Below are 25,378 nucleotides of genomic sequence, written 5' to 3' on the forward strand. Positions count from 1 at the left end.
TTAAACCGTCATTGGGTTTGGTTTGTTAGTGTCGATGCCATACTTCTTAATAGCCTCGGCTAATTTCTGACGATCAAACTGGCCTGCATCAACCAAAGATCTCAGCGCAGTAATCACCACCCAGCGACGATCTACCTCAAAGAAATCACGCAGCTTCTCACGGGTATCAGAACGTCCAAATCCATCTGTGCCGAGCACCTCATAGCGACGTCCCATATGCTGAATCGCCGGACGAATTTGCTCAGCGAACAGACGCACATAGTCTGTAGCAGCAATGATTGGGCCTGCTGTATCTTTTAAGCACTTCTCTACATGGGAGAGTGTCGGCGTTGCAGTAGGGCTCAAGAGATTAGCGCGGTGAACTGCATTCCAATCACGTCCGAGCTCTGTAAAACTTGGGCAACCCCATAAATCAGATGCAACACCCCAGTCTTTTTGCAGCATCTCTGCAGCTTCAATCACTTCACGGAAAATCGTGCCTGAGCCTAAGAGTTGTACACGTAGTTTTGCTTTGTCATCACCAACAGACTTCAGCTTATACATACCCTTAATGATGTCTTGCTCAGCACCCTTAGGCATTGCTGGGTGTGCATAGTTTTCATTCATGAGAGTGACGTAGTAATACACGTCTTCCTGCACTTCCAACATGCGACGCATACCATCTTGAATCACTACCGCTAACTCAAAAGCAAATGTCGGGTCATAGCTAATGCAGTTTGGCACTGCAGCACTCCACAGATGGCTATGACCATCCTCGTGTTGTAAGCCTTCACCATTCAATGTGGTTCTACCTGCTGTACCACCTAGCAAGAAACCACGGCTACGCATATCGCCCGCCGCCCAAGCCAAGTCGCCAATACGTTGGAAACCAAACATGGAATAGAAGATATAGAAAGGCAACATCGGCACACCGTGTGTTGAATACGATGTAGCAGCCGCGATCCAGTCGCACATACCGCCTGCTTCATTAATACCTTCCTGCAAAATTTGACCAGACTTATCTTCTTTATAGAACATCAACTGATCATGGTCTTCAGGCGTATAGAGTTGACCCAATTGATTCCAAATACCCAATTGGCGGAACATACCTTCCATACCAAAAGTACGTGACTCATCAGGAACAATGGGTACCACACGCTTACCAATAGTTTGATCGCGCACAATCGTGTTGAGCATGCGCACAAAAGCCATCGTGGTTGAAATCTCACGCCCTTCTGTAGTCGCTTCTAGCAACGGAGTGAACGCACTTAATGCAGGCACTGGCAAACTCTCGGCCTTTGCTCGACGCTGCGGCAAGTAACCACCCAACTCCTGGCGGCGCGCCTTCATGTATTCCAGTTCTGGGCTACCTTCAGCAAACTTGACCAAAGGCATTTCTGCTAAGTCTTGGTCTTTCACTGGGATTTCAAAGCGATCTCTAAAACGACGAACATCATCGTCATTCATCTTCTTAGCTTGGTGAGCAATATTCATCGCTTCACCAGATCCGCCCATGCCGTAACCCTTAATGGTATGAGCCAGGATGACGGTTGGTTGATCCTTATGATTTACCGCAGCATGAAAAGCGGCATAAACTTTATGAGGGTCATGACCACCACGGTTCAATTGCCAAATTTCGTCATCGCTCCAGTCGCTTACCAGTGCTTTGAGTTCAGGGGTATTAAATACTGTCTCGCGAACATAAGCACCATTTTTTGCTTTCATGGTTTGGTACTGACCGTCAACAATCTCGCCGAGACGTTGCATCAAGATACCCTTCTTATCGCGCGCGAACAGCGCATCCCACTGACCACCCCACACTACTTTGATGACATTCCAACCTGCGCCACGGAATTCACCTTCTAACTCTTGAATAATTTTTCCATTACCGCGAACTGGGCCATCTAAGCGCTGTAAATTACAGTTAATAACAAAGATGAGGTTATCTAATTTTTCACGGCCCGCCATGCCAATGGCGCCCAAGGATTCTGGTTCGTCTGTTTCACCATCTCCAAGGAAAGCCCACACTTTGCGACCTTGCTCTTGAATAAATCCGCGATCTCTCAAGTACTTCATAAAGCGCGCTTGATAGATCGCCATAATGGGGCCAAGACCCATAGAGACGGTTGGGAACTGCCAGAAGTCTGGCATCAACCAAGGATGCGGATAGCTTGAAATACCCTTACCGCCAACCTCTTGACGGAAGTTATTCAACTGATCATCCGTTAAGCGGCCCAACATATAGGCGCGTGCATAAACACCAGGTGCTGAGTGGCCTTGAACAAATATCAAATCACCGCCATGCTCTGCGGATGGTGCATGCCAAAAATGGTTGTAACCCACATCATATAAAGTGGCTGCAGATTGGAATGAAGAAATGTGGCCGCCGACATTGGTGTCTTTATTAGCACGCAATACCATTGCCATTGCATTCCAGCGTGTATATGAACGAATACGATGTTCTACATTTTGATCGCCCGGTAATCGCGCTTGATTCTCAACGGGAATCGTATTGATATAAGGCGTCTCGGCATGGAAAGGTTGATTCACTCCATTGACGCGCGCATGGGATATTTGTTGATCAATCAAATAGGCAGCACGTTGCACCCCTTCGTTGTGAATGACACCATCAAGCGCCTGTAGCCATTCTTGCGTCTCACCAGGATCGGCATCCTGTAGATTTTGTTTGCCTAAAATTTGATCTGGAACTGCAGCCATAACTTGTCTCCAATAGTTACTTGATTTACTTCAGTTACTTCATTGCTAGCCATTCACTCTATAGGCAATATTCTAGGAAGGTATATGGGTGTTAACAAGCAATTTTCCACATAATGGGAATATTTCTCATAATGCGGTATTTTATTGCGCTGCACAGAAATAAGGCTTAGAAGCCTCAAATTCGATATTTCAAGCCTCCAATAAGGCAAAATGGGTTTATATATATGAAATCCACGGCTTTAGTCAGCTTAATCACCAAACCCTTTAAATGGCTCCGAAAAATACGGGGATTTAAGCTCGTTTACACCCCATTGCTTGCCATTGTGTTGTTCACGATGGTGATGGGCATCATCCTTAGCACGCTACATCTTCAAGAAAAAAATCAGCAAGAGGCTGCCCTATTCCGTGAACTGTCTTTTGCTAAGCAGCGTATTCAATTGCGTTTTGCAAATAATGCCGACACCTTAAATTCGATTAATCGCGAAATAGCCGCAAGCACAGAAGATCCAAAATTACGACAACTCGTACGCGAGCAAGCGGATGACTTGGTTATAAACAACCATGAGATTGTCAAAGTCATTTGGATTAATGCTGAAAATAATCCCGTCTGGACTGTTCCTGTTGGTAACAATAAAACAGATTGGATTAGCAAAACTCAAAATGATCAAACCGCTAACGATAATCTGGCGAGCACTATTGAGTTAAGCAAGGCTACCAGCAGAGCTGCATTTAGTGCATTCATAACACTAAGCCTGCCGAATGAAGAGCCAATTGCCAAAGAGAGAAGGACTGTGTTCTGGCAAGTGGTACCCAATATCGTCGGTGGTCAAATAACAGGTTATCTTGCCGCTCTGTATACAACCCAAGGCGTTCTAGAAATCATTCCAGGCGAACTCAAGGCCCACTATCGCTTTACCTTATTAACCGATAACGAGAAGGTGCTTGCTATCTCCTCTGACCGCGATACCCCTAAACGGGCATTTAGCAACCAAACCAGTTTAGACATTGGTGTGCTCAGCCCGAATATGGTGTTGCGTATTGATACTTACCCACCTCCAACCAATCTCACATTCCGCATGCTGATTGGCGTGGTAATTGGCCTTTCCGCATTTGTGATCTGGAGTCTTTGGTCTGTCTTAAAGCAGATGCAAGTCAGACAAGAAGCTGAAGCGAATTTACGTTTAGAAACAAACTTTCGTAGCGCGATGGAAAACTCAACACCCGTGGGTATTCGTGCACATGACATGCAAAAGCGAATTACCTATGTCAATCGCGCCTTTTGTGAAATGACGGGATGGAGCGCCAAAGAACTCATTGGGCTTGAGCCGCCATTCCCTTTTTGGCCCGATAGCCGCAGAGATGAGCTCGTTGAGAAAATGAATCGGGCACTTCAAGCAGACATCAATAGCGGACTGAAGAAAGGTATTGAAGGCGCCATCCTCAGAAAAGATGGCACTCTCATTCAAACTCGGACTTTTATTGCTCCATTGATCAACGAACGTGGCAAACAAACGGGTTGGGTCACTTCGTTAATCGATATCTCTGAACCGAAGAAGATTCGAGAAGAGTTAGCAGCCTCGCAAGAGCGCTTTACAACCGTGCTTGAAGGTCTCGATGCGGCGGTTTCTGTTGTCTCACTAGAAACTGATGAGCTCCTCTTTGCGAATCGCTTCTATCGTGAGCATTTCGGCAATGACTCCAAAGGTCATTTTCAACTAGCTCATCAAGATAACAATATGCAGACTCTGCATAATATTGCCGAGGATTTACAAGACTCCCCTCCTGGAATACCGACTTCATTCTTGTACCAAGAATCTGAATCCGAAGAGGTGCAATTAAGCGATGGCAGCAACAAATGGTACGAAGTACGTCGCCGTTTTATTCCTTGGGTTGACGGTCATCTTGCGCAACTACTCATTGCAACGGACATTACTTTGCGCAAGGAGGCTGAAGACTTGGCACGCCAGCAAGAGGAGCGCATGCAATTTACGAGTCGTTTGACAACAATGGGGGAAATGGCATCCTCGTTGGCGCATGAGCTTAATCAGCCACTCTCTGCTATCTCAAACTACTGCATGGGCGTTGTCAAAAGATTAGAGGGAAATCTGGATCCAGCACTCAATAAAGAAATTTTGCCTGCGCTAGAAAAAGCCTCAGAGCAAGCCCATCGAGCCGGCACAATCATTCAGCGCATCCGAGGTTTTGTAAAACGTAGCGAACCGCAACGAAAGCTGATTGCGATTAGCGACATCATCAACGATGCCGTTGGACTCGTAGAAATTGAGGCGCATCGTCACCGTCTCACAATTACCTCGAACATCACTGAAAACCTTCCTGAGATCAATATCGACCCAGTTCTGATCTTGCAGGTTTTAGTCAATTTGCTGAAGAACGGCTTAGATAGCACCAGGGAGGCTTACCCCCTATCCTCCCGCTGGTCGGCCCCACCAGTCTCCATTAGCGCTGACCTTGATACCAGCATTTTCCCAGCCATGCTCCGTATTCAGGTAAAAGATGGCGGTGCTGGAATCGCTGAATCGGTCTCACAACGCATGTTTGAGCCCTTTTTTAGTACAAAATCCGATGGAATGGGCATGGGCCTCAATATTTGTCGCTCCATTATTGAATCCCACCATGGCCGGCTCTGGGCCGTTAATTCCATGGATGCCGAACATACCAAGCTGGTCGGCTGCACCTTTACAATATTGCTACCCCTAGAATCTCCTGAATCTAGAGAGGTTGTATAACTGCCGTACTGATGATGAATTTGCGAGACCCCTTATGAACTTAAGCGCCAGCACCAAACCCAACCAAGCTGAAGTTGTCTATGTTGTCGATGACGACGAAGCAGTTCGCGACTCTTTGACATGGCTTTTAGAGAGCAATGGTTATGTCGTGCGTTGCCACGCAAGTGCTGAACGTTTCTTGCAATCATTGCAAAGCACTGACAAGTCAACGATCTCCTGCGCTATTTTGGATGTGCGCATGCCTGGTATGTCAGGCCTCGAACTACAAGAGCGCTTGATTAGTGAAAACCTGCCAATGCCAGTTGCCTTTATCACTGGTCACGGCGATGTTTCAATGGCAGTATCCACCATGAAACGTGGCGCTGTTGACTTCATTGAAAAACCATTTAAAGAGAACGATCTTTGTGGGCTAGTGGATCGCATGTTGGCTAAAGCACGTGTGGACTACTCACAAGCAAGCCAACGCAAAATTACTCAAAGCCTACTTAGCAAACTGACGGGTCGTGAACGCCAAGTGTTAGAGCGCATTGTTGCCGGTCGTTTGAATAAGCAAATTGCAGATGATCTTGGCATTTCCATCAAAACTGTTGAAGCGCATCGTGCCAACATTATGGAAAAGCTCAACGTCAATACCGTAGCAGACTTGTTGCGCCTTGCACTATCTGACCCACAACCCAATTAATTTATCCTACCACTCGTAATGCCGGCTCAATTACTCGACGGAAACGCACTCTCCAAGAAACTACGCACTGAAATCGCTGCTCGTGGCGCCATTGTTACCGCCAAGGGCGTTCGCCCTGGTCTAGCAGTGATCGTTGTTGGCGACAATCCCGCCAGTCAGGTATACGTGCGCAATAAAGTGAAAGCCTGTGAAGATGTGGGTTTTCATTCAGTACTAGAGCGCTATTCAGTTGAGCTTGGTGAAGAAGAATTGTTGGCACGCATTGCAATGCTCAATGCAGATCCTTCTATCCATGGCATCTTGGTGCAACTCCCACTTCCAGAACATATCGCCGCTGAGCGTGTGCTTGAAGCAATCGCCCCTGAAAAGGATGTCGATGGCTTTCACGTTGCCAATGCTGGCGCTCTCATGGTGGGTCAACCTGAATTCAAGCCTTGCACCCCTTATGGTTGCATGAAGATATTAGAGAGCATTGACTACCCCATTCGCGGTGCCCGTGCCGTCATCGTTGGTGCATCCAATATTGTTGGCAAACCAATGGCAATGTTGCTTTTGCAAGCTGGAGCTACTGTCACGATTTGCAATAGTAAAACTCGTGACTTGGCGCACCACACCAAAGATGCCGATATTCTTGTGGTGGCCACAGGGAAGCCCAAAATGATTTCTGGCGATATGGTTAAGAGTGGCGCTGTTGTAATTGACGTAGGCATTAATCGCTTACCTGATGGCAAGCTTTGTGGCGATGTTGACTTCGACACAGCTAAATACGTTGCCGGCTGGATTACCCCTGTTCCTGGTGGTGTTGGTCCGATGACAATCACTATGCTTTTAATGAATACCTTAGAAGCCGCAGAAAAAGCAGCAAAACTCTAGATCCATTAAGCTAGAGGGATGAATACACCCTCTCAAGCTAAGCTTCCTGCGGCATTACAAAACAATCCTTTACTCAATTTTGGTAGAGGCATTGCATCCTACTCAGAAGTAAAACCCGAGCACATCACCCCAGCAATTGAGTTGCTACTAGAGCGCGCTCAGGCTGCAGTAGATCTTGCTACCGATCCCAGCACTCCCGCTACCTGGGATCATTTGGCGGAACCTTTAGAAGATGCAACGGAAGCATTGGGTAGATCATGGGGAGTCATTTCTCATTTAAATAGCGTAGCTGATACGCCTGAGCTTCGAGCAGCTTATGGCGCAATGCTTCCTGAGGTAACTGCATTTTTCTCTAGCCTTGGGCAGAATTTAGCCTTGTATCAAAAGTTCAAAGACCTAAGCAAGAGTCCAGAGTTTGCAAAACTCAATCGTGCGCAGAAAAAAGTGATTGAAAACTCTCTCAGGGATTTTCGCCTAGGCGGCGCAGAGTTAAGTGATGCCGATAAACCTCGCTTTGCCCAAATTCAGGATGAGCAAGCAGTATTAGGCAAAGCATTTTCAGATCACGTATTAGATGCTACCGATCATTTTGTGCATCGGATTGCCGATGAATCTGAGTTGGTTGGATTGCCTGAGGATATCAAGGCAGCTGCAGCGGATGCCGCTGCACAAAAAAGCTTACAAGGCTGGGCATTTACGCTGCACTTCCCTTCCTACTACCCAGTGATGCAATATTCAGAGAACCGGGCGTTGCGTCGTCTGATGTATGAAGCCTATATCACTCGGTCATCAGAATTATCGCCTCAATTTGGTAACGGCAAATTGGATTGGGATAATACGCAAAACATGCTGGAGCAATTACGTCTGCGTGATGAAGAGGCTCGCATGTTGGGCTTTGCTAATTTTGCGGCACTCAGTCTCGCACCCAAGATGGCCAATACCGTGGACGAGGTCGATCGCTTTTTGACTGACTTCGCCATCAAATCCAAGCCCTATGCAAAACGGGATTGGGATGAGCTTTACGCTTTTGCTCAAAATGAACTTGGGATAAGGGATGGCATTCAGCCCTGGGATGTCGCATTTGCTTCGGAGCGCTTAAAGCAATCTCGTTATGCGTTTTCTGAGAACGAGCTAAAGCAATACTTCCCTCTTCCGAAAGTCTTAGAGGGCCTTTTTGGCGTTATTCAAACGCTATTTAACGTCAAAATTGAGTCCGCCAATCTACCTACTTGGCATGCAGATGTGCAATCCTTTGCAGTAAAAGATCTCACAGGAAAATTACGTGCGTATTTTTATCTAGACCCCTATGCTCGTCCAGGCAAACGTGGCGGTGCCTGGATGGATGATGGGCGTGGTCGTAGAGTATTGCCAAATGGTGAAATTCAAATACCGGTTGCCTATTTAATTTGCAACTTTGCGCCACCCGTCAAAGTTGATGGTGTATTACGTCAACCCACTATTACCCACGATGATGTCATCACCCTCTTCCATGAGAGCGGTCATGGCTTGCACCACCTCCTAACTCAAGTAAGCGCTTTAGGTGTATCAGGCATCAATGGGGTGGAATGGGATGCCGTGGAGTTACCAAGCCAGTTTATGGAAAACTTCTGCTGGGAATGGGAAGTATTAGAAAAAATGACATCTCACGTAGATACTGGAAAACCATTGCCGCGTGAGCTATTTGAAAAAATGTTGGCTGCCAAAAATTTCCAAAACGGATGGATGACTTTGCGCCAAATCGTGATGTCCTTAACGGACTGGAGATTACACTCACACTTTGATGCAAAGTCTGCTCAAGGCCAAGCTGTTCTGGATCTATCTCGCAAGATAGCCGATGAATTCAATGTCATCTCTCAGCCTGAAATTTCTCGATGGATTAATACCTTCAGTCATATCTTTGCCGGCGGTTATGCGGCGGGTTATTACAGCTACAAGTGGGCCGAGGTCTTATCCGCTGATGCTTACTCTGCATTCGAAGAGGCAGCCAAACTCACAGGCTCAGTACTAGATCCCGTTACCGGCGCGCGTTATCGAGAAGAAATCTTAGAAGTAGGCGGCAGTCGCCCTGCTGCTGAATCCTTCAAAGCCTTTCGAGGTCGTGAGCCGAGCATTGATGCGCTCTTACGCCACGGCGGTCTTGCTTAAGGTTAGCTAACTACTCAACCCAAGTGGGATGTTTTTCCATCACCGACTGAAACAATGCTGAATTGATTCGCTCAGCAAGCCAGCGTTTTAAGCTTGGAAATGGTAGCCCTTCAAATTGCTGCGGATTGACCATTGAAAATTGCCGAATAAAGGGGAAGATGGCAATATCCACCCAACTGAGCTTGGATCCAATTAAATACCCGTGAGTCCTTAGACTGTCTTCCATAGGTTGTAGCATCAAAGCTATGGCGCTCTCCAAAACGACAGCTGGCATTAGTTCGGGATAACGATTTGGATATTTGTATTGGTCAAGTAATTTCTTGAACGGGCCATCGTTTTTTAAAATCCATTCTTGCGCCAGTTGCGGATCTATTGATAGCCAGCCATCAGGGTCAGATTGCTCCAATGCCCAACGCATGATATCGAGACTTTGCTCTAAAACCAGATCACCAGCACATAGAACGGGCACGGTTCCTTTTGGAGATATCCGCAACATTGATGCGGGCTTATCTCTCAGTGAGATTTCGCGAATCTGAACAGGAATACCGGAATACTTTAGCGCCATCCGCGCCCTCATCGCATAGGGGCACCGACGATATGAATACAAAATGGTCGCCATTACTTTGTTGCCAACTAAAAGCTACTTAAGCTTTTTTAATTTGCGCAATTACTGGAGCGTGGTCAGACGGCTGCTCCCAAGTTCTTGGTTCTTTATCCACAATGCTTGCACTGCACTTTTCCTTAAGAGCATCACCCAATAAAATATGGTCGATACGCAAACCTGCATTGCGACGAAAACCCATCATGCGGTAATCCCACCAGCTATATGTTTTGGGTGCTTGCTCAAACATCCTAAAGGAATCGTGCAGACCTAGACTCACTAGCGATCTAAAGGCATCTCGCTCTGGTGGCGAAACCAAGTTCTGCCCTTCCCATGCTTTTGGATCATGCACATCTTCATCCGCGGGAGCAATATTAAAGTCACCTAATAGTGCCAGACGTGGGTTTTGCTCCAACTCGCCTGTCAGCCAGGCTTGTAAAGAACTTAACCAATTGAGCTTATAGGCAAATTTCTCGCTATCAGGCGATTGCCCATTTGGAAAATATGCTGACACCAAGCGTATTGGCTGGGTGCCTGCAAATGGAATGGTTGCCGCCAAGATGCGCTGTTGCTCATCCTCAAAATTGGGCATATTTCGTACGGGCTTTAGAAAGGTCGTGTTCACATCGGTTGCGATAGGTGCTAACGCAGCCTTGCGCACAATAATCGCCACCCCATTGTAGGTTTTCTGGCCTGCAGCAAGGCTGAGATAGCCTGCGGCCTCAAGCTCTTGATGAGGATACTTATCATCAGTGAGCTTGAGCTCTTGCAAACAGACCGCATCAATTGCCTGCTGTTTTTTCTCTTGATCTTGCAACCAACGAAGCACGTGCGGAAGACGAACCTTTAAGGAGTTCACATTCCAAGCAGCAATTCGGATGGAATCAGTCATCAATACCAAGCTCCTGCAGTTTGCGAGTAATCGTATTGCGACCAATGCCAAGACGCTGCGCTGCCTCAACACGGCGGCCACGGGTTACCTCCAGAGCCGCCTGCAATACCGCCTTTTCGAAACGTAAGTTCAGAACATCAAAAACGGCTTTATCGCCATCTTGGAGCATCTTCACCGCTAAGCGATACAAACCACTCTCCCAATCAACAGCGCCTGTCTTTGCAGGCACCGTGTTGGTAATGGAAGATGATTCCCCTTGAATCAGAATTGGCTGCTCACTCGCTTGTGAAATGATGTCAGCAGGTAAATCACCAACCCCCACTACGTTTGCAGGGGTCATGACAGTTAACCAATGGCAAAGATTTTCCAGTTGACGCGCATTGCCTGGGAACGGCATTGCAGTCATCTCTTTGAGAACCTCATCTGAGAGTTTCTTAGGCTCTACACCAAGTGACTTCGCACAGATCATCATGAAATGTTTAGCAAGCGAAGGAATATCTTCGGAACGCTCACGCAAAGCCGGCATACGCAAGCGAATCACATTCAGGCGATGCATGAGATCTTCACGGAATAAACCAGCAGCTACACGCTGCTCAAGATTTTGGTGGGTAGAAGCAATGATGCGCACGTTGGCTTTAATGGGGTCTTGACCGCCAAGGCGATAAAAATGACCATCCGTTAATACGCGCAATAGGCGAGTCTGCAGATCAAATGGTAGGTCGCCAATCTCTCCCAAAAATAATGTGCCGCCATCAGCCTGCTCCAGGCGTCCGCGACGCAGTGTCTGCGCACCAGGAAAAGCACCACGCTCGTGACCAAATAACTCTGATTCCAACAAATCTTTAGGAACTGCTGACGTACTTAAAGACACAAAAGGCCCTTTGGCACGAGGACTATGACGATGTAGAGCTTGCGCTACTAATTCTTTACCGGAGCCTGACTCACCAGTAATTAAGACAGTTGCATGAGACTGTGCCAAACGACCAATCGCACGAAACAGCTCTTGCATTGCCGGAGCTTGACCAATAATCTCAGTTGATTCTTGCCTCCAAGCTGCTGATTCTTTAATGCTGGCATCACTTCTGACGCCCTGCTCTACAGCCCGATGAATCAACTCCACCGCTTTCTCAACATCAAATGGCTTGGTGAGGTATTCAAATGCACCGCCCTGAAAAGAGGACACCGCTGAATCCAAATCCGAAAAAGCCGTCATGATAATCACGGGTAAATAAGGATGCGTTACCTTGATATGCTGCAACAAATCTAACCCATTGCCACGTGGCATACGAATGTCTGAAATGATTGCTTGTGGAGCCTCTTTCTCTAATGCATTGAGGACATCATTCGGATTAGAAAAGCTCTTGTGTGGAATATTCTCGCGTGCCAATGCCTTTTCTAATACCCAACGAATAGACTGATCGTCGTCGACAATCCAGACTGGTTTCATGATGCCCTCTCCCGGTTACGGTATGGAATTTGAATATGAAAATCGGTGCGTCCAGGACGACTATCGCAGGCGATATAGCCTTGATGTTGCTGAACAAATGTTTGTGCCAGGGTTAAACCCAAACCGCTACCCCCTTCGCGCCCAGATACCAATGGAAAGAAGATGCGATCGATAATTTCTTTCGGAATGCCGGGCCCGTTATCAATTACATGCAAGTCCATCGCCAGCTTGTAGCGTCTTTTTGCAATCGTGACTGAACGAGCTACGCGGGTTTTTAATTCAATTTGCGCAGTGCCCTGACTAATTTCCTCAGAAAGGGCTTGGGCTGCGTTATGCACAATATTGAGAACTGCCTGTATTAATTGCTCGCGGTCACCCATAATGTCAGGCAAGCTAGTATCGTAATTACGAATGATTCGCAAGCCTTTTGGAAACTCAGCAAGCACCAAGCTTCTTACCCGCTCTAATGCCTCATGCACATTAAAAGACTCAATCACATGAGCCTTGCGATGCGGCGCCAGCAGTCGATCAACCAGCGTTTGCAATCGATCGGATTCTTTAATGATGACCTGCGTGTATTCGCGTAAGCCCTTTTCAGGCAACTCAAACTCCAAAAGCTGAGCCGCTCCACGAATACCGCCTAAGGGATTTTTGATTTCATGCGCCAGATTGCGCATTAACTGTTTATTCGCTTCAACTTGCTGCGTTACACGCTCATCGCGCTCACTTCTAAGCTGCTGATCAATCGGAAACCATTCCATCATGATCAATGCCGGATCTTCCAAAGCCGCAATTACCACATGCGCAGGAATAGAGTCCTGATGAATACTGCCAGGCAATGAATGCAAGACCATCTCTTGGCGCTGAGCCATTACGTGACCCTGCTTGATGTCGCCAATCATGCCATTGAGAGCTTGATTGTCACCAAATAAATCGTGCACAGATTGACCTTCAAGTGACTTGCGTGAAAGATCCAGTGCGGACTCCGCAGCGGGATTCACATAAACCAATTGTTGGTTCTCAGCCTCAAATACCACGATGGCATTGGGCATCTGATCGAGCAATGTCGGAAAAAAAGAAGCAGCCGTAGCTGCTCCTTTGAACGAATTGCGCAACAAACCTGCGCTCAAGTTCTCTCCTTCGCTTACAGGGAGTAGTACATATCGAATTCGATTGGATGAGTTGTCATACGGAAACGTGTGACATCTTCCATCTTCAATCCGATATAAGCATCAATCATGGACTCAGTGAATACACCACCACGAGTCAAGAACTCATGATCCTTCTCGAGTGCTGCCAAAGCTTCTTCCAAGCTTGCGCAAACGGTTGGGATCTTTGCATCTTCTTCTGGTGGCAAGTCATACAAGTTCTTATCTGCAGCATCGCCAGGATGAATCTTGTTCTGAACGCCATCCAAACCAGCCATCATCAATGCAGAGAATGCCAAGTATGGGTTTGCCAATGGATCTGGGAAGCGAGTCTCAATACGGCGGCCTTTTGGATTCGCAACGTGTGGAATACGAATTGAAGCAGAACGGTTACGTGCTGAGTAAGCCAACTTCACAGGAGCCTCGAAGCCTGGTACCAAACGCTTGTATGAGTTTGTACCTGGGTTAGTGATCGCATTCAAAGCTTTGGCATGTTTAATGATGCCACCGATGTAGTAGAGCGCAAACTCTGACAAACCAGCATAACCATTGCCAGCAAATAAGTTCTCGCCGTTCTTCCAAATAGATTGGTGAACGTGCATACCAGAACCGTTATCGCCAACAACTGGCTTAGGCATGAAAGTAGCTGTCTTGCCATAAGCATGAGCAACGTTCTGAATCACATACTTTTGCCAGATAGTCCAGTCAGCACGCTGTACCAATGTGCTGAACTTTGTGCCCAATTCGTTCTGACCTTGGCCAGCAACTTCATGGTGATGCACTTCAACTGGAATGCCCAATGATTCAAGGATCAAACACATTTCAGAACGCATGTCTTGGAATGTATCTACTGGAGCAACTGGGAAGTAACCACCCTTCTTGCCTGGACGGTGACCAGTATTGCCGCCTTCGATCTCTTTAGATGAAGACCATGGAGCCTCTTCAGAATCAATCTTCACAAAGCAACCTTGCATGTCGGCACCCCAACGAACGCCGTCAAAAATAAAGAATTCTGGCTCTGGACCAAAGTAAGCTGTATCGCCAAGACCAGTGCTCTTCAAATAAGCTTCAGCGCGTTTTGCGATAGAGCGTGGGTCACGATCGTAACCTTTACCGTCTGCTGGCTCGATCACATCACAAGTCAACACTAAAGTTGGCTCTTCATAGAATGGATCGATATAAGCAGCGGTTGGATCTGGTTTGAGCAACATGTCAGAAGCTTCAATACCCTTCCAACCAGCAATAGAAGAACCGTCAAATGCATGACCGCTCTCAAACTTGTCTTCGTCAAAAGCAGAAATAGGCACCGTTGTATGTTGCTCTTTACCCTTTGTATCTACAAAGCGGAAATCAACGAAAGTACATTCTTTCTCTTTAACTAACTTCATCACATCGGCGACGGTCTTCGTCATGCAGCTCTCCTCTATTAACTAAACTTGGAATTCAAAACTAAGGCATACACCCTTGTTTATTCCAGGCATGCAACATGCCTCTCGGATGTATGTAATTTACTGAAGCAAACAACGGGGAATCCTCATTATTGCACTGTTTAAGTGCCGGAATACCTGCTTTACCCCATAGAAACGCCTATTTTGCACCGTTTTAGGGCATAAATTGCTTAGGTAATATCGTGGATTTCGTAACCCAGCGCTTGAGTGCCTGTCCTTAAGGCAATCCAAGCACTTTCTAGCAAATTAGCGTTACCCTTAATGCCAAGTTCTATATGTCGCTGGGCATATACCCCGCCCCTAGTGGCATCCCCCACGGAAGGGAGGCTAAAGACCTTTACCCCCGGAAAATTGGCTTCGATACACTCCATCAGCGGCGTCAAGGTTGACTCAATCCCCTTGGGCACAATAAAGCTCTGCTCTGCCCAGTTTTCTTGATGAAACAAGTCTTTGTAATGGGTATCTAAGCACCACGCCATCATCGGTGCCGCCATCACCGGAAAGCCAGGAACAAAGTGGTGTTCTTTAATCCGAAATCCCGGAATTTGATTGTAGGGATTGGGAATGATGTCACTACCAATCGGAAACTCACCCATCTTGAAACGATGTTGATTTTCTGGGGTGTTGAGATCTGCTTTAATGGGATCGCCTTCAGCCATCGACTGAATGCGCCCGGCAATCAACTCGCGTGCAGTCGGATGCAATTCTGTTTTGGTACCAAGCGCTAATGCAGCACACTGTCGCGTGTGATCATCTGGTGTTGCTCCAATACCGCCGGTACTAAAGACCACATCACCACTCGCAAAACTATCTTTTAGAGTCGTAGTGATTTGCCTAGGATCGTCAGCTACATATCTAGCCCAACTTAGGCTCAAGCCGCGCTCTGTTAATAACTCAATGAGTTTATTCATGTGCTTGTCTTGACGGCGACCTGACAAAATTTCATCGCCAATCACAATCAGACCAAAGCGTCTAACAGCTTTAGCCTCGCCTTCTGGAGTATCGACCTCCACCTTTTTGACTGCATTAACTATTTCATCAGCCATGATAGGGAAGCTCCGTTTCAATCACACGTGTTGGGATAGTCAAGGCTTTATCCAACTCTTCCTGTCTTAAGGTTTTTAAGGCATCTAATAGAAAGTGGCTAAACCATAATGCGGCAAAAACAAAAATGAGTGAGTAAATCCAGAGGGCTACAAAACTCACCACAGGAAAGAGCACCAAGGCCAATGCAGAGGTTGCCCAAAAGAATGTTGGTACAGCCCCCAGCATTCCTGAAGCAATACCCATCACCAATAATGGCCAACGGTATTTTTCAATTAAGAGATCGCGCTCTTCTGTGCTGGCATGTTTTGCTAACACGTCATAGGACATGAGGCGCATTGTCAACCAACCCCAAAGCAAAGGCGGCAAGATGGCCACAAGCGGTGGCACCCACCACACTGGCAATGTCAATAAAACCAGCGCCAAACAAATCAAAGCAGACCAAAGCGTATAGACCAGACTACCAAAGAAGCCTCCACCCTGTCTTCGCTCCAATCCATGGTACTGCGATTGCCTAGCAACAATATTGACAATCGAAGGTACAGTCGAAAATGCAATCAGCACCAAAAGACTAATGGTGATGAGTGGAATGATGAGCATTACAAAGAATAATGGTGCAATCCATGCTCGCGCATTATCAAAACCAGCCCAGATTAAGCCTTCCTGTATCCAGCTTGTGAATATCGAGTTGGTCAGAAAAATACTGAGAGCTTCAAGTGCCGGAGTCCAAGTGAGCCATATCAGGCACCCCCAAAGTACTGACACAATTAAAAATGGGCGCAGACTTAACCACAGCATCCGCGGATGCATTGTTCCTACTAACGCAAGTCCAAACGATTTAAATACTTGCTGTATACCGACCATATAACTCCTAACTCACCAGCGCCTAGGTTCGCTGTTTAGCAAACAACTCACGCGCTGCGTGTACCAAACCCTGCCATTGTTGTGTCACGATATTTTGCGAGACCGTTAAGTTTCGCACGCCAGTGGGATAGACCGCCTTTGGGAAAATGGCAGTCCCAAATATCATGTCCCACCAAGGAAATAACACCCCAAAATTACAACCACCCAGTACGCCAGGCTTGCCTTGTGCTTCATGACCGTAACCCACGGCATGGTGCATACGGTGATACATCGGGGAAATGAGTAAGTACTGCCCCACACCTAAATCATTTTTGATATTGGCATGCTGCCAGCTTTGGATGAATTGACTGATGGCCACTAAAGCAACAAATTGCCCTGGCGATACACCAAACAGTAAGGCAAAAAACGCCATGACTGTCGCGCGCATGATGTCATCAAGAAGATGGTTGCGATTATCAGACCAAGCCGTCATGACTGTTTGACTGTGATGCAGAGCATGCAATTGCCACCACCAATTGAAAGCATGTGAGGCGCGATGGTAGAGATAATCCACCAAATCCAACAAGATCAAATAAATTACAAAACTTACTACAGGAATGGAGGTGATGCCAGGCCACCAACTCTCGACATTGAGACGATCAAATCGAAAATCATGTAACACCGAGTCAATCTCAAAAAAGAATCCAGATAAAGCAATAAACATCAATCCATGAAAGATGCCTAGGCGATGAAAAACGGTGTAGAACACATCTGCTTTTGTAGATGATGCAAAACGTTCTTGTGGTTCCGCGGGCTGAAATCGCTCCCAAGTGCGCAGAAAAACCACAATCAAAATGATTTGAATACAGCCGAATAAAAACCAATCAATTCCATCAAAGGCATCTTCAGCCCATGACATCAGATCGAATTGATAAAGGACCGGGCCAACGATATTGGTAAATAACCATTCTTGAACGCTACCGTACGCGCTTGAAATTACAGAGGTAATCGTGATCCATTCCATACTTTATTTTGACTGATTCTCCGAACTTTTGGGTAGCAGTCCAAAACAGAAGCCGCGTTGCTTCAAATTGATAATTAATTGCTCTAATACTGCAGGCGCCCAAGGATCTTTTCTAGACCAAATACCTAAGTGCGCCATGGTGATGTCGCCATCCTGAATGGCTTTACTGGCTTTTTCCAATAAGGCCTGATTAGGATATTTATCTGAATTGAGCTCATCACCCAAAAATCCCGCTGGCGCCCATCCAATATGCTGGTATCCACACATACCCCCCATCCGAATGAGGGTCGGAGAAGTTTTTCCACCAGGAGCGCGCCAAATTTTTTGCAAAGACTGGTTCGTGAGTTCCTGAAAGCGTTGATCTACTCGGCGTATCTCTTTGCAAATCGCCGCCTCGTTGTACAAAATGGTCATCTCCGCTTTCGGACCAAACTGCGGTTTTTCAAAGACCTCACCTTTGGGTCCATCTTTAACAAAATAGGTGTGGTCATAGGTATGGCTACCAAAGTGATGCCCTTCTTTTGCCAGCGATTGCCAAAATGGTTTCCATGCATCATCTAGAGCGTAGTCACCACGAAAGGTTTTTTCGTTCGCCAAGAAAAAAGTAGCTTTAATATCTTGTCGTCTGAGTATCTCCGCTACCTTTTCAGCCACTGACATATTGCCTGTATCAAACGTCAGATATACCGTTTTATTGCACGCTTGAGCTTGAGTCTGCGCCTGAGCACTCACACCAAATGAAAAACAGCCGAGCATGAGCCCGGCTGCAAAATAAATGATGTGAATACATTTCATCGCCTTAGCCATTTATTCCCATGCTGCCCTAGGATAGAAGAAGACGCCGTGAGGAGACTTGCCAACCGGGATAACAGTCACTAGCTTCATGGAAGGGATGTCAATGACCCCTACCTTCTTAGCAAAACGAAAGGTTACCCACATCGTCTTTCCGTCAGGGGTAATTTCCATATCATCTGGACCCGAAGGAAGCCCAGTGATCTCGCCCACTTTTTCTAAGGTTTGCATATTGATCAGGCTAATAGTGGAAGCGATGCGATTGCTGACAAAGACATGCTTCTTATCGCCTAGAGGGCGAAAGTTATGTGCTCCTTTGCCAGTGAAGATACGTTTAACTTCTTTGCGATTTTTCCAGTCGATTACTTGAACATTGTCTTCACCAGTAATGCCTACCAATAAATACTGATCGCCAGGCGTCATCCACAATCCTGCAGGTACCTTGCCTGTTGGCATGACCCACAGAACATTTTGTGTTTCAAGATCAATTGCTGCAAGCTCACTGGAATCTTGCAAAGTAATAAATGCGATCTTGCTATCCGAAGTAAATGCAATATGGCTTGGTGTCTTGGCTAATTTAACTGTCTTGGCTAATTTAAGATCGGCGCCATTTGCGGCATAGATATCCACTCGATCCAAACGATTACCATTCGACACAAACCATTTGTGATTTGGCGAGTAACCAATTTGGTATGGATCAATGATGTTGGGTACGCGCCCTGTGATTTCACCGCTTACTGGATTCATCAACACCACATCATTGCCGGCGGCATTGGCAATCAGCAAGGTTTTTTGATCTGGGGTCATCATCAGGTGATGCGGCTCTTTGCCAACTGGAATCGTTTTAACGACTTCACGCGTTTGCATATCAATCAAGCTGACGGATGCCGCACCAGAATTCAGAATGACCGCTAACTTTGGCTGTGCTGGAGCATTAGAGGAATTGGATTGCGCGTACGCAGGTATTTGAGCATTGGCGAAGGCTAAACCTAGGAATAAGACAGCAGCGCCAAAAGTTCTAATCTTGATAAATATATGCATAACGACATTGTAAGCAATGCAGCATGGCTAAAACCCCTTCTAGGAGGTTAAATTTGACCTAGCGCAAGCTGGCCAAAACTTTTTCTAAACGCTTAATCGACATCGGTGTAGGCGTTTTAAGCTCTTGGGCATACAGGGCCACCCTCAGCTCTTCCAACTGCCAACGAAAATCCTTGAGGGATTGGTCACCCTCCATTGCGTAGGCAGCAGATCCCCTATTCCCCTGTACCAGCTTTTGCCATGGTCTTGCCACTGACTCCCAATCCTTTTGACACTGCATGTCACGGGATGGGTTAGATCGCATCTTATCGATTCGCAATGCAATGGCCTTGAGGTAGCGCGGTAAATGCACCAACTGCACATAAGGAATTTCAGCAACAAACCTCTCAAAAATTAATCCCTGCACTTGTGTCTGAATGTCCGCATATGCGCTTGGAGAGGCTGCTTTTGCTTGAGCTATTTTTTTCTGTAAATCAGCGTAGCCTTGTAAAGCCGCTAGAGTATGGCGCGCAATCTCTTGAGCAATTAAGGCTAATCTCGGCTTACCCTCTTGAAGTCTCTGCGTAAATAGCTCTGATGTATTGGGCAATGGCTCTGCCATAAAGGCACGCTCTACAGAAAGGTTGAGAATCTGCTCCAGTAAACCATCTACTGAGCCGACATTAATGAAGAGCAAACCAATCTCCCGAATACCGGGTAATTGTTTTTGTAGTGCTTTTAAGGTGTCTTTATTACTTAAAGCAAACAGTCGACGCAAACCTTGAGCATGCTGCTTGCGCGCTTCCAATAAATCATCGAATACTTCGAGATCGCAATAATCGCCACGATCAATCAGCGCAGGATAACCAAAGAGCGTCTTGTTGCCCTTGGCAATTTCTAGGGTTTCTGGAAGCTCACCAAACTCCCAAGTGCGGTAGCCACCCTGCTCCACCTTCCGAGCCCGTTGTGGCGCCTGCTCTTTGGTATTCGTGACCTTCATTGGATCAATACCCAACTCGGCACCAGCTATCTCTTGGGTTACAGCCTGAAATGCCTCGCGCGCTGTTTGACCATATTCAGAACGCAAACGGGCTAAATTACGTTCGAGCTCTAATTGGCGACCGTGCTCATCTATCAAACGAAAGTTCATGGAGCAATGCAATGGTAGCGCCTCTGGCCGGAAATCTGCTCTCTTAATTTCTAGGCCACGCTCTTGCCGAATATCATCAATCAGACTGTCTAAAAAATCGCCCACCCCAAATTGATTGCTTTCGAGCTTACGCTCCAAATATGACTTTGCGTAATCAGGCAAAGGAACACAATGGCGCCGCAGTTTTTGTGGCAACGTCTTCAGCAACAACAGAATCTTCTCTTCGCACATGCCTGGCACGAGCCAGTCGCAGCGACGCCCATCAATTTGATTGAGCTGCGCCAATGGCACTACAAGAGTTACACCATCCTTGGGGCTGCCTGGTTCAAAGTGATATGTTAAGTTGAGCTGTGTACCACCTACTTTCATGACCTTGGGGTAACGATCAACCGTGATACCTGCCGCCTCATGCCGCATGAGATCTGCTTTTTCAAGACGTAGCTGAGTATCAAGATCGAGATGTTTATTGAGATGACTTTTAAGTCCCTCGCGATTACAAATATCTTTTGGAATGCGGGCGTCATAGAAGGCAAACAGAAGATCATCATCTACCAAGACATCAGGACGACGTGAGCGATGCTCTAAAGCTTCGATCTCTTTTACTAGGCGGTGGTTGTGCCAAAAGAAGCCAAAGGTGTTGGAATATTTGAGCTTGGCATCGGCCTCGGTTTCGCGTTGTAATGCGGGCGTATCCATTCGCCCAAATAACTCTTCTTGCACTAAGGCTTGGCGTATAAATAGTTCACGCGCTTCTTCTACGCCATGAGGCTCGTAGCGCACTCGACGTCCATGGTAGATGGGCAGTCCATACAAGGTGCCCCGTTCAAATGCCAGCACTTCGCCTTGACGGTTATCCCAAAAGGGGTCGCTCAAGGATTTAATTAATCGATGTGCTGCGACCTTCTCGACCCACTGCGGCTCAATTTTGGCAATCGTGCGAGCATACATGCGGCTGGTTTCCTGCAACTCGCCTGCCAAAATCCATGCCCCTGCTTTTTTGCCAATAGTTGAGCCCGGCCAAATGAATGGACGTATGCCTCGGGCACCGACATAACCACCTGTCTTACTATTACGGTCTTGAGATTTTTCATCCTCTTCTTTTTTCGCAATAAAGCCTAGTAAGCCAGTTAGGAGTGATAAATGGACTTGCTCATAGGTAGCAGCGAGACCATTTTCTTTCCAGCCCTTCTCTCCGAGCATGGTATGCAGTTGACCATGCACATCACGCCATTCACGCATGCGACGTGGCGATAGAAATTTACTGCGGCATAAATTCTCTAACTGACGATTACTGTGTTTGTGTTGCAAGGCATCCTGATACCAATTCCAGAGCTTCACAAAACTCAAGAACTCAGAGCGCTCATCCGCAAACTGCAAATGCGCCTGGTCTGCAGCGCCAGCCTGATCCATAGGGCGTTCACGTGGATCTTGGGTGGCTAGAGCTGAAGCAATAATCGTGACTTCCTTTAAGGCATTCTGCTCTTTCGCTGCCAACAGTATTCGGCCAATGCGCGGATCAAGCGGTAAGTCGGCTAACTGTTTACCAATAGGCGTTAACTTAAAGTGCTGATGTTGCTCTTTGCTATCTTTAGCATCACCTGCGTGCGCGTCCTCAAATTCAATGGCACCCAACTCGTCTAAAAGCTGCACGCCATCGGCAATAGCCCTACCTAGAGGCTTATCAATGAATGGAAAATGCTGAATCCTTGGCAAACGCAAAGCACTCATGCGCAATAAGACTGCCGCTAATGAGCTACGTAGAATTTCTGGGTCGGTAAATTTAGGACGACCCAGAAAATCTTGCTCACTATAGAGTCGCACACAAATACCATCTGACACACGTCCGCAACGACCTGCGCGTTGATTAGCAGCAGCCTGAGAGATGGGTTCGATCTGCAACTGCTCCACCTTGTTACGATAGGAATAGCGCTTTACTCGAGCTAACCCACTATCAATAACATAGCGAATATTGGGCACCGTCAGAGAAGTCTCTGCAACGTTTGTCGTGAGAATAATTCGACGTCCATTACCAGGTGAAAACACTCTTTCTTGTTCTGCAACGGATTGGCGCGCAAAGAGACTCAATACTTCTGGATGTAAGCGTTGCTGCAAAACATGGTCCTTGCGAAGCGCTTCAGCACAATCGCGAATCTCACGCTCGCCCGGCAAAAATACCAACACATCACCCGCGCCAGCAGCGCCCTCTCGCCAAAGCTTTGCAATCTCTTCTGCAACCGCCTCCGGAATTTCTTTAGCGGCCTTCGATTCTTTTTTGGCGTCAGGTTTATTTTCTGACTTATTTTCTGACTTAGCATCAGGCTCGAGTGGTGAATAACGCTGCTCCACCGGAAAGAGTCTGCCACTCACTTCAATTACAGGAGCCATCTTGCCATTTAAGGCAAAGTGCTCAGCAAAGCGCTGTGCATCGATGGTTGCTGATGTAATGATGAGCTTGAGATCGGGGCGTTTAGGTAATAGCTGCCTCAGATAGCCAAGCAAGAAATCAATATTCAGACTACGTTCATGTGCCTCGTCAATGATGAGGGTGTCATAAGCTCGCAGTTGGGGGTCACGCTGTGTCTCAGCTAACAAGATGCCATCGGTCATTAATTTGACGGAGGCGGTATTGCTCGTCTTGTCTGCAAAGCGAACCTGATAGCCGACGTCTTGCCCTATCGGCGAGCCCAGCTCTTGAGCAATACGCTTGGCAGTCGCAGTCGCGGCAATTCTGCGAGGTTGGGTATGACCTATGAGTTTCCCGCCATTGATGGCGCCCCTGCCAAGGTCCAAACAGATCTTTGGTAGCTGCGTTGTTTTGCCCGAGCCCGTCTCACCACAGACAATGACCACCTGGTGGCTTTGCAAGGCATCCTTGATCAGCTGACGCTGACCTGAGACAGGCAATTCTTCCGGGAAGCGGATCTCGAGCCTTCGTCCAGTGTTGGAAGCAGGCACAGGCTTTGATATTGGCTGGGGTTTTTGTTGGTTTATGGGCTCTTGCACCCTATAATTTTCTCACTATGCCGACAAATGCACCAAACCAGGCGTCCAGCGCCGAAGAATCTACCTCGAACTTCCCCTTTGTAGGGTGGTTGCGCGATGTCGCACCCTACATCCATAGCTTCCGAGAGAAAACCTTTGTAATCGCTTTTGCGGGTGAGTTGGTTCAAGAAGCTGGTCTTGAGAATCTTATCGAAGATATTGCGATGTTGCATGCCATGGGTATGCGAATTGTTCTGGTACACGGCATTCGTCCGCAAATTGAAGAACAACTCAAGCTACGCAAGATTAAGAGCAAGTTTGGCAAAAGCGCAATGCACAGCTATCGGATTACCGATGCTGCCGCCCTTGAATGCGTCAAAGAAGCTGCTGGTGAATTGCGCCTTGATATTGAGGCGGCATTTAGTCGCGGTCTACCCAATACGCCGATGGCTGGTTCACGCATCTCAGTGATTTCTGGAAACTTTATTACTGCCATGCCTGTGGGTGTAGTCGATGGTATTGATTACATTCACACAGGTTTAGTCCGTAAGGTTGACTCTACCTCTATCAAACTCTCGCTTGATAGCAATAAGATTGTGTTGCTATCACCTTTAGGCTTCTCCCCAACAGGTCAAGCGTTCAACTTAGCCTTCGAGGATGTTGCCGCTTCTACTGCTGCAGCTCTCAAAGCCGATAAGCTCATCTTCTTAAGTCCCTATGAAGGTCTTAAGGATGACGAGGGTGATTTCATTACGGAACTCTCAATGCCGCAGATGCAAGACTATGTCATGCAGCATAAAGATTTAGATCTTGGCATGAAGGGAATGCTCAATATTGCTGGTCGTGCCATTCGGGCAGGCGTTAGCCGTGTGCACTTCTTGCCCTGCAATCAAGATGGTGCGCTACTTGAAGAGCTCTTTACGCACGATGGTATTGGCATGATGCTTGCCTCATCGGATATCGAAAACTTACGTGAAGCCAATCAAGATGACGTGGGCGGCATTTTGCAACTTACTATGCCTTTAGAAGAAGAAGGTATCTTGGCTGCTCGTGGCCAAGATGTCATTGAGCGCGATATTCAGCGCTTCTCAGTCATTGAGCATGATCGCGTGCTCTTCGGTTGCGCAGCACTCTTCCCCTTCCCCAATGGAGTTGGTGAACTCGCCTGCCTGGCAGTGGATCCAGATGTTCAAGGCTCTGGCGATGGTGAACGTTTGCTAAAACGCATTGAAATGCGTGCCAAGCAAGAAGGTATTAAAAAATTATTTGTTTTAACCACCAGAACAGAACATTGGTTCTTGAAGCGTGGCTTTAAACGGGCGACAGTGGATGACTTGCCTGAAGAAAGAAAACAAATTTATAACTGGGACCGCAAGTCCATGGTTTTAACTAAAGACCTATAAAAGAAATTAAGCAATTAAGAAAGGTATTACAGATGGCACGGATGGTTCAATGCATCAAACTCAATAAAGAAGCTGAGGGCTTGGATTTCGCCCCCCTTCCTGGCGAGCTTGGCAAACGAATTTGGAATCAAGTCTCTAAAGAGGCATGGGCTGGTTGGTTAAAACAGCAAACGATGTTGATTAACGAGAACCGCCTCAATATGGCCGACCCTCGCGCCCGCCAGCACCTTTTAAAGCAAGTAGAAAAGCATTTCTTTGAAGGCGGTGCCGATACCGCCCAAGGCTTCGTACCGCCTACTGAGTAATTAACCCCTTTTGGCTGCTGCGCTACAGCATAAAAATCTTCAATTAATTTTTCATAAATCCGATTTTGAAGATTGACATCGCATTTACTGAGGCATAGGATGAAATTGTAGCAAGGCAGATATTGTGCTTCGCTA

At 47.0% G+C, this 25,378-nt stretch carries 18 protein-coding genes; 6 read left to right on the plus strand and 12 right to left on the minus strand.

The window, feature by feature from the left end; translation table 11 throughout:
- Complete coding sequence (aceE, locus tag IC571_RS06295; protein WP_215315486.1) at positions 1 to 2,697, minus strand: pyruvate dehydrogenase (acetyl-transferring), homodimeric type; 2,697 nt, start codon at positions 2,695 to 2,697, stop codon at positions 1 to 3.
- Between the two features lie 224 nt (positions 2,698 to 2,921).
- On the opposite strand from aceE, the gene IC571_RS06300 reads away from it, so the two are divergent.
- The 4 genes from IC571_RS06300 to IC571_RS06315 are packed head-to-tail and all read left to right on the plus strand — an operon-like array spanning position 2,922 to position 9,144.
- Entirely contained in the window at positions 2,922 to 5,444 is a 2,523-nt protein-coding gene (locus tag IC571_RS06300) for a PAS domain S-box protein (protein WP_215315487.1), read from the plus strand.
- 34 nt (positions 5,445 to 5,478) lie between these two features.
- Complete coding sequence (locus IC571_RS06305) at positions 5,479 to 6,126, plus strand: response regulator transcription factor (RefSeq protein ID WP_071467798.1); 648 nt, start codon at positions 5,479 to 5,481, stop codon at positions 6,124 to 6,126.
- 18 nt (positions 6,127 to 6,144) lie between these two features.
- Positions 6,145 to 6,999, plus strand: coding sequence for a bifunctional methylenetetrahydrofolate dehydrogenase/methenyltetrahydrofolate cyclohydrolase FolD (gene folD, locus IC571_RS06310; RefSeq protein WP_215315488.1), 855 nt, complete (start codon positions 6,145 to 6,147; stop codon positions 6,997 to 6,999).
- An 18-nt stretch (positions 7,000 to 7,017) separates the two neighbouring features.
- Positions 7,018 to 9,144 (plus strand): M3 family metallopeptidase, encoded by a 2,127-nt coding sequence (locus IC571_RS06315; protein WP_215315489.1) that lies wholly within the window; start codon positions 7,018 to 7,020, stop codon positions 9,142 to 9,144.
- Positions 9,145 to 9,154: 10 nt separating this feature from the next.
- On the opposite strand, the gene IC571_RS06320 is transcribed toward IC571_RS06315, so the two are convergent.
- The 11 genes from IC571_RS06320 to hrpA all read right to left on the minus strand — a co-directional run bounded on the left by IC571_RS06320 (position 9,155) and on the right by hrpA (position 23,508).
- A complete protein-coding gene (locus IC571_RS06320) occupies positions 9,155 to 9,763 on the minus strand; it encodes a glutathione S-transferase (protein ID WP_215315490.1) in 609 nt (202 codons plus the stop codon).
- Between the two features lie 25 nt (positions 9,764 to 9,788).
- Positions 9,789 to 10,637 carry an exodeoxyribonuclease III gene (xth, locus tag IC571_RS06325; protein ID WP_251373259.1) on the minus strand — a complete coding sequence of 283 codons (849 nt, stop codon included), beginning with the start codon at positions 10,635 to 10,637 and terminating at the stop codon, positions 9,789 to 9,791.
- The gene (gene ntrC / locus IC571_RS06330) at positions 10,630 to 12,084 is read right to left on the minus strand and encodes a nitrogen regulation protein NR(I) (RefSeq protein WP_215315491.1); all 1,455 of its coding nucleotides are present in this window, start codon (positions 12,082 to 12,084) and stop codon (positions 10,630 to 10,632) included. Before ntrC ends, xth begins: the two co-directional genes overlap by 8 nt.
- Positions 12,081 to 13,136 (minus strand): nitrogen regulation protein NR(II), encoded by a 1,056-nt coding sequence (gene glnL / locus IC571_RS06335; RefSeq protein ID WP_251373554.1) that lies wholly within the window; start codon positions 13,134 to 13,136, stop codon positions 12,081 to 12,083. The genes ntrC and glnL overlap by 4 nt, the downstream gene beginning before the upstream one ends.
- A gap of 92 nt (positions 13,137 to 13,228) precedes the next feature.
- Entirely contained in the window at positions 13,229 to 14,644 is a 1,416-nt protein-coding gene (gene glnA, locus IC571_RS06340) for a type I glutamate--ammonia ligase (protein WP_215315493.1), read from the minus strand.
- A 206-nt stretch (positions 14,645 to 14,850) separates the two neighbouring features.
- Positions 14,851 to 15,591 carry a molybdopterin-binding protein gene (locus tag IC571_RS06345; RefSeq protein ID WP_251373556.1) on the minus strand — a complete coding sequence of 247 codons (741 nt, stop codon included), beginning with the start codon at positions 15,589 to 15,591 and terminating at the stop codon, positions 14,851 to 14,853.
- Between the two features lie 127 nt (positions 15,592 to 15,718).
- Positions 15,719 to 16,588 (minus strand): EI24 domain-containing protein, encoded by an 870-nt coding sequence (locus tag IC571_RS06350; protein WP_215315494.1) that lies wholly within the window; start codon positions 16,586 to 16,588, stop codon positions 15,719 to 15,721.
- A 22-nt stretch (positions 16,589 to 16,610) separates the two neighbouring features.
- Positions 16,611 to 17,591, minus strand: a complete 981-nt coding sequence (locus tag IC571_RS06355; RefSeq protein WP_215315495.1) for a sterol desaturase family protein — start codon at positions 17,589 to 17,591, stop codon at positions 16,611 to 16,613.
- A gap of 3 nt (positions 17,592 to 17,594) precedes the next feature.
- Positions 17,595 to 18,398, minus strand: a complete 804-nt coding sequence (locus IC571_RS06360; RefSeq protein ID WP_251373262.1) for a polysaccharide deacetylase family protein — start codon at positions 18,396 to 18,398, stop codon at positions 17,595 to 17,597.
- Positions 18,399 to 19,424 (minus strand): cytochrome D1 domain-containing protein, encoded by a 1,026-nt coding sequence (locus tag IC571_RS06365; RefSeq protein WP_215315496.1) that lies wholly within the window; start codon positions 19,422 to 19,424, stop codon positions 18,399 to 18,401.
- 58 nt (positions 19,425 to 19,482) lie between these two features.
- Positions 19,483 to 23,508 (minus strand): ATP-dependent RNA helicase HrpA, encoded by a 4,026-nt coding sequence (hrpA, locus tag IC571_RS06370; RefSeq protein WP_215315497.1) that lies wholly within the window; start codon positions 23,506 to 23,508, stop codon positions 19,483 to 19,485.
- A gap of 65 nt (positions 23,509 to 23,573) precedes the next feature.
- On the opposite strand from hrpA, the gene argA reads away from it, so the two are divergent.
- Together argA and IC571_RS06380 are read left to right on the plus strand one after the other, a co-directional pair.
- Positions 23,574 to 24,938, plus strand: a complete 1,365-nt coding sequence (gene argA / locus IC571_RS06375) for an amino-acid N-acetyltransferase (protein WP_215315498.1) — start codon at positions 23,574 to 23,576, stop codon at positions 24,936 to 24,938.
- Between the two features lie 32 nt (positions 24,939 to 24,970).
- Positions 24,971 to 25,243 carry an oxidative damage protection protein gene (locus IC571_RS06380; protein ID WP_215315499.1) on the plus strand — a complete coding sequence of 91 codons (273 nt, stop codon included), beginning with the start codon at positions 24,971 to 24,973 and terminating at the stop codon, positions 25,241 to 25,243.
- Positions 25,244 to 25,378 lie beyond the last annotated feature (135 nt).

Origin of the sequence: Polynucleobacter sp. MWH-UH2A (assembly GCF_018687195.1) — a bacterium.
Lineage (GTDB): Bacteria > Pseudomonadota > Gammaproteobacteria > Burkholderiales > Burkholderiaceae > Polynucleobacter.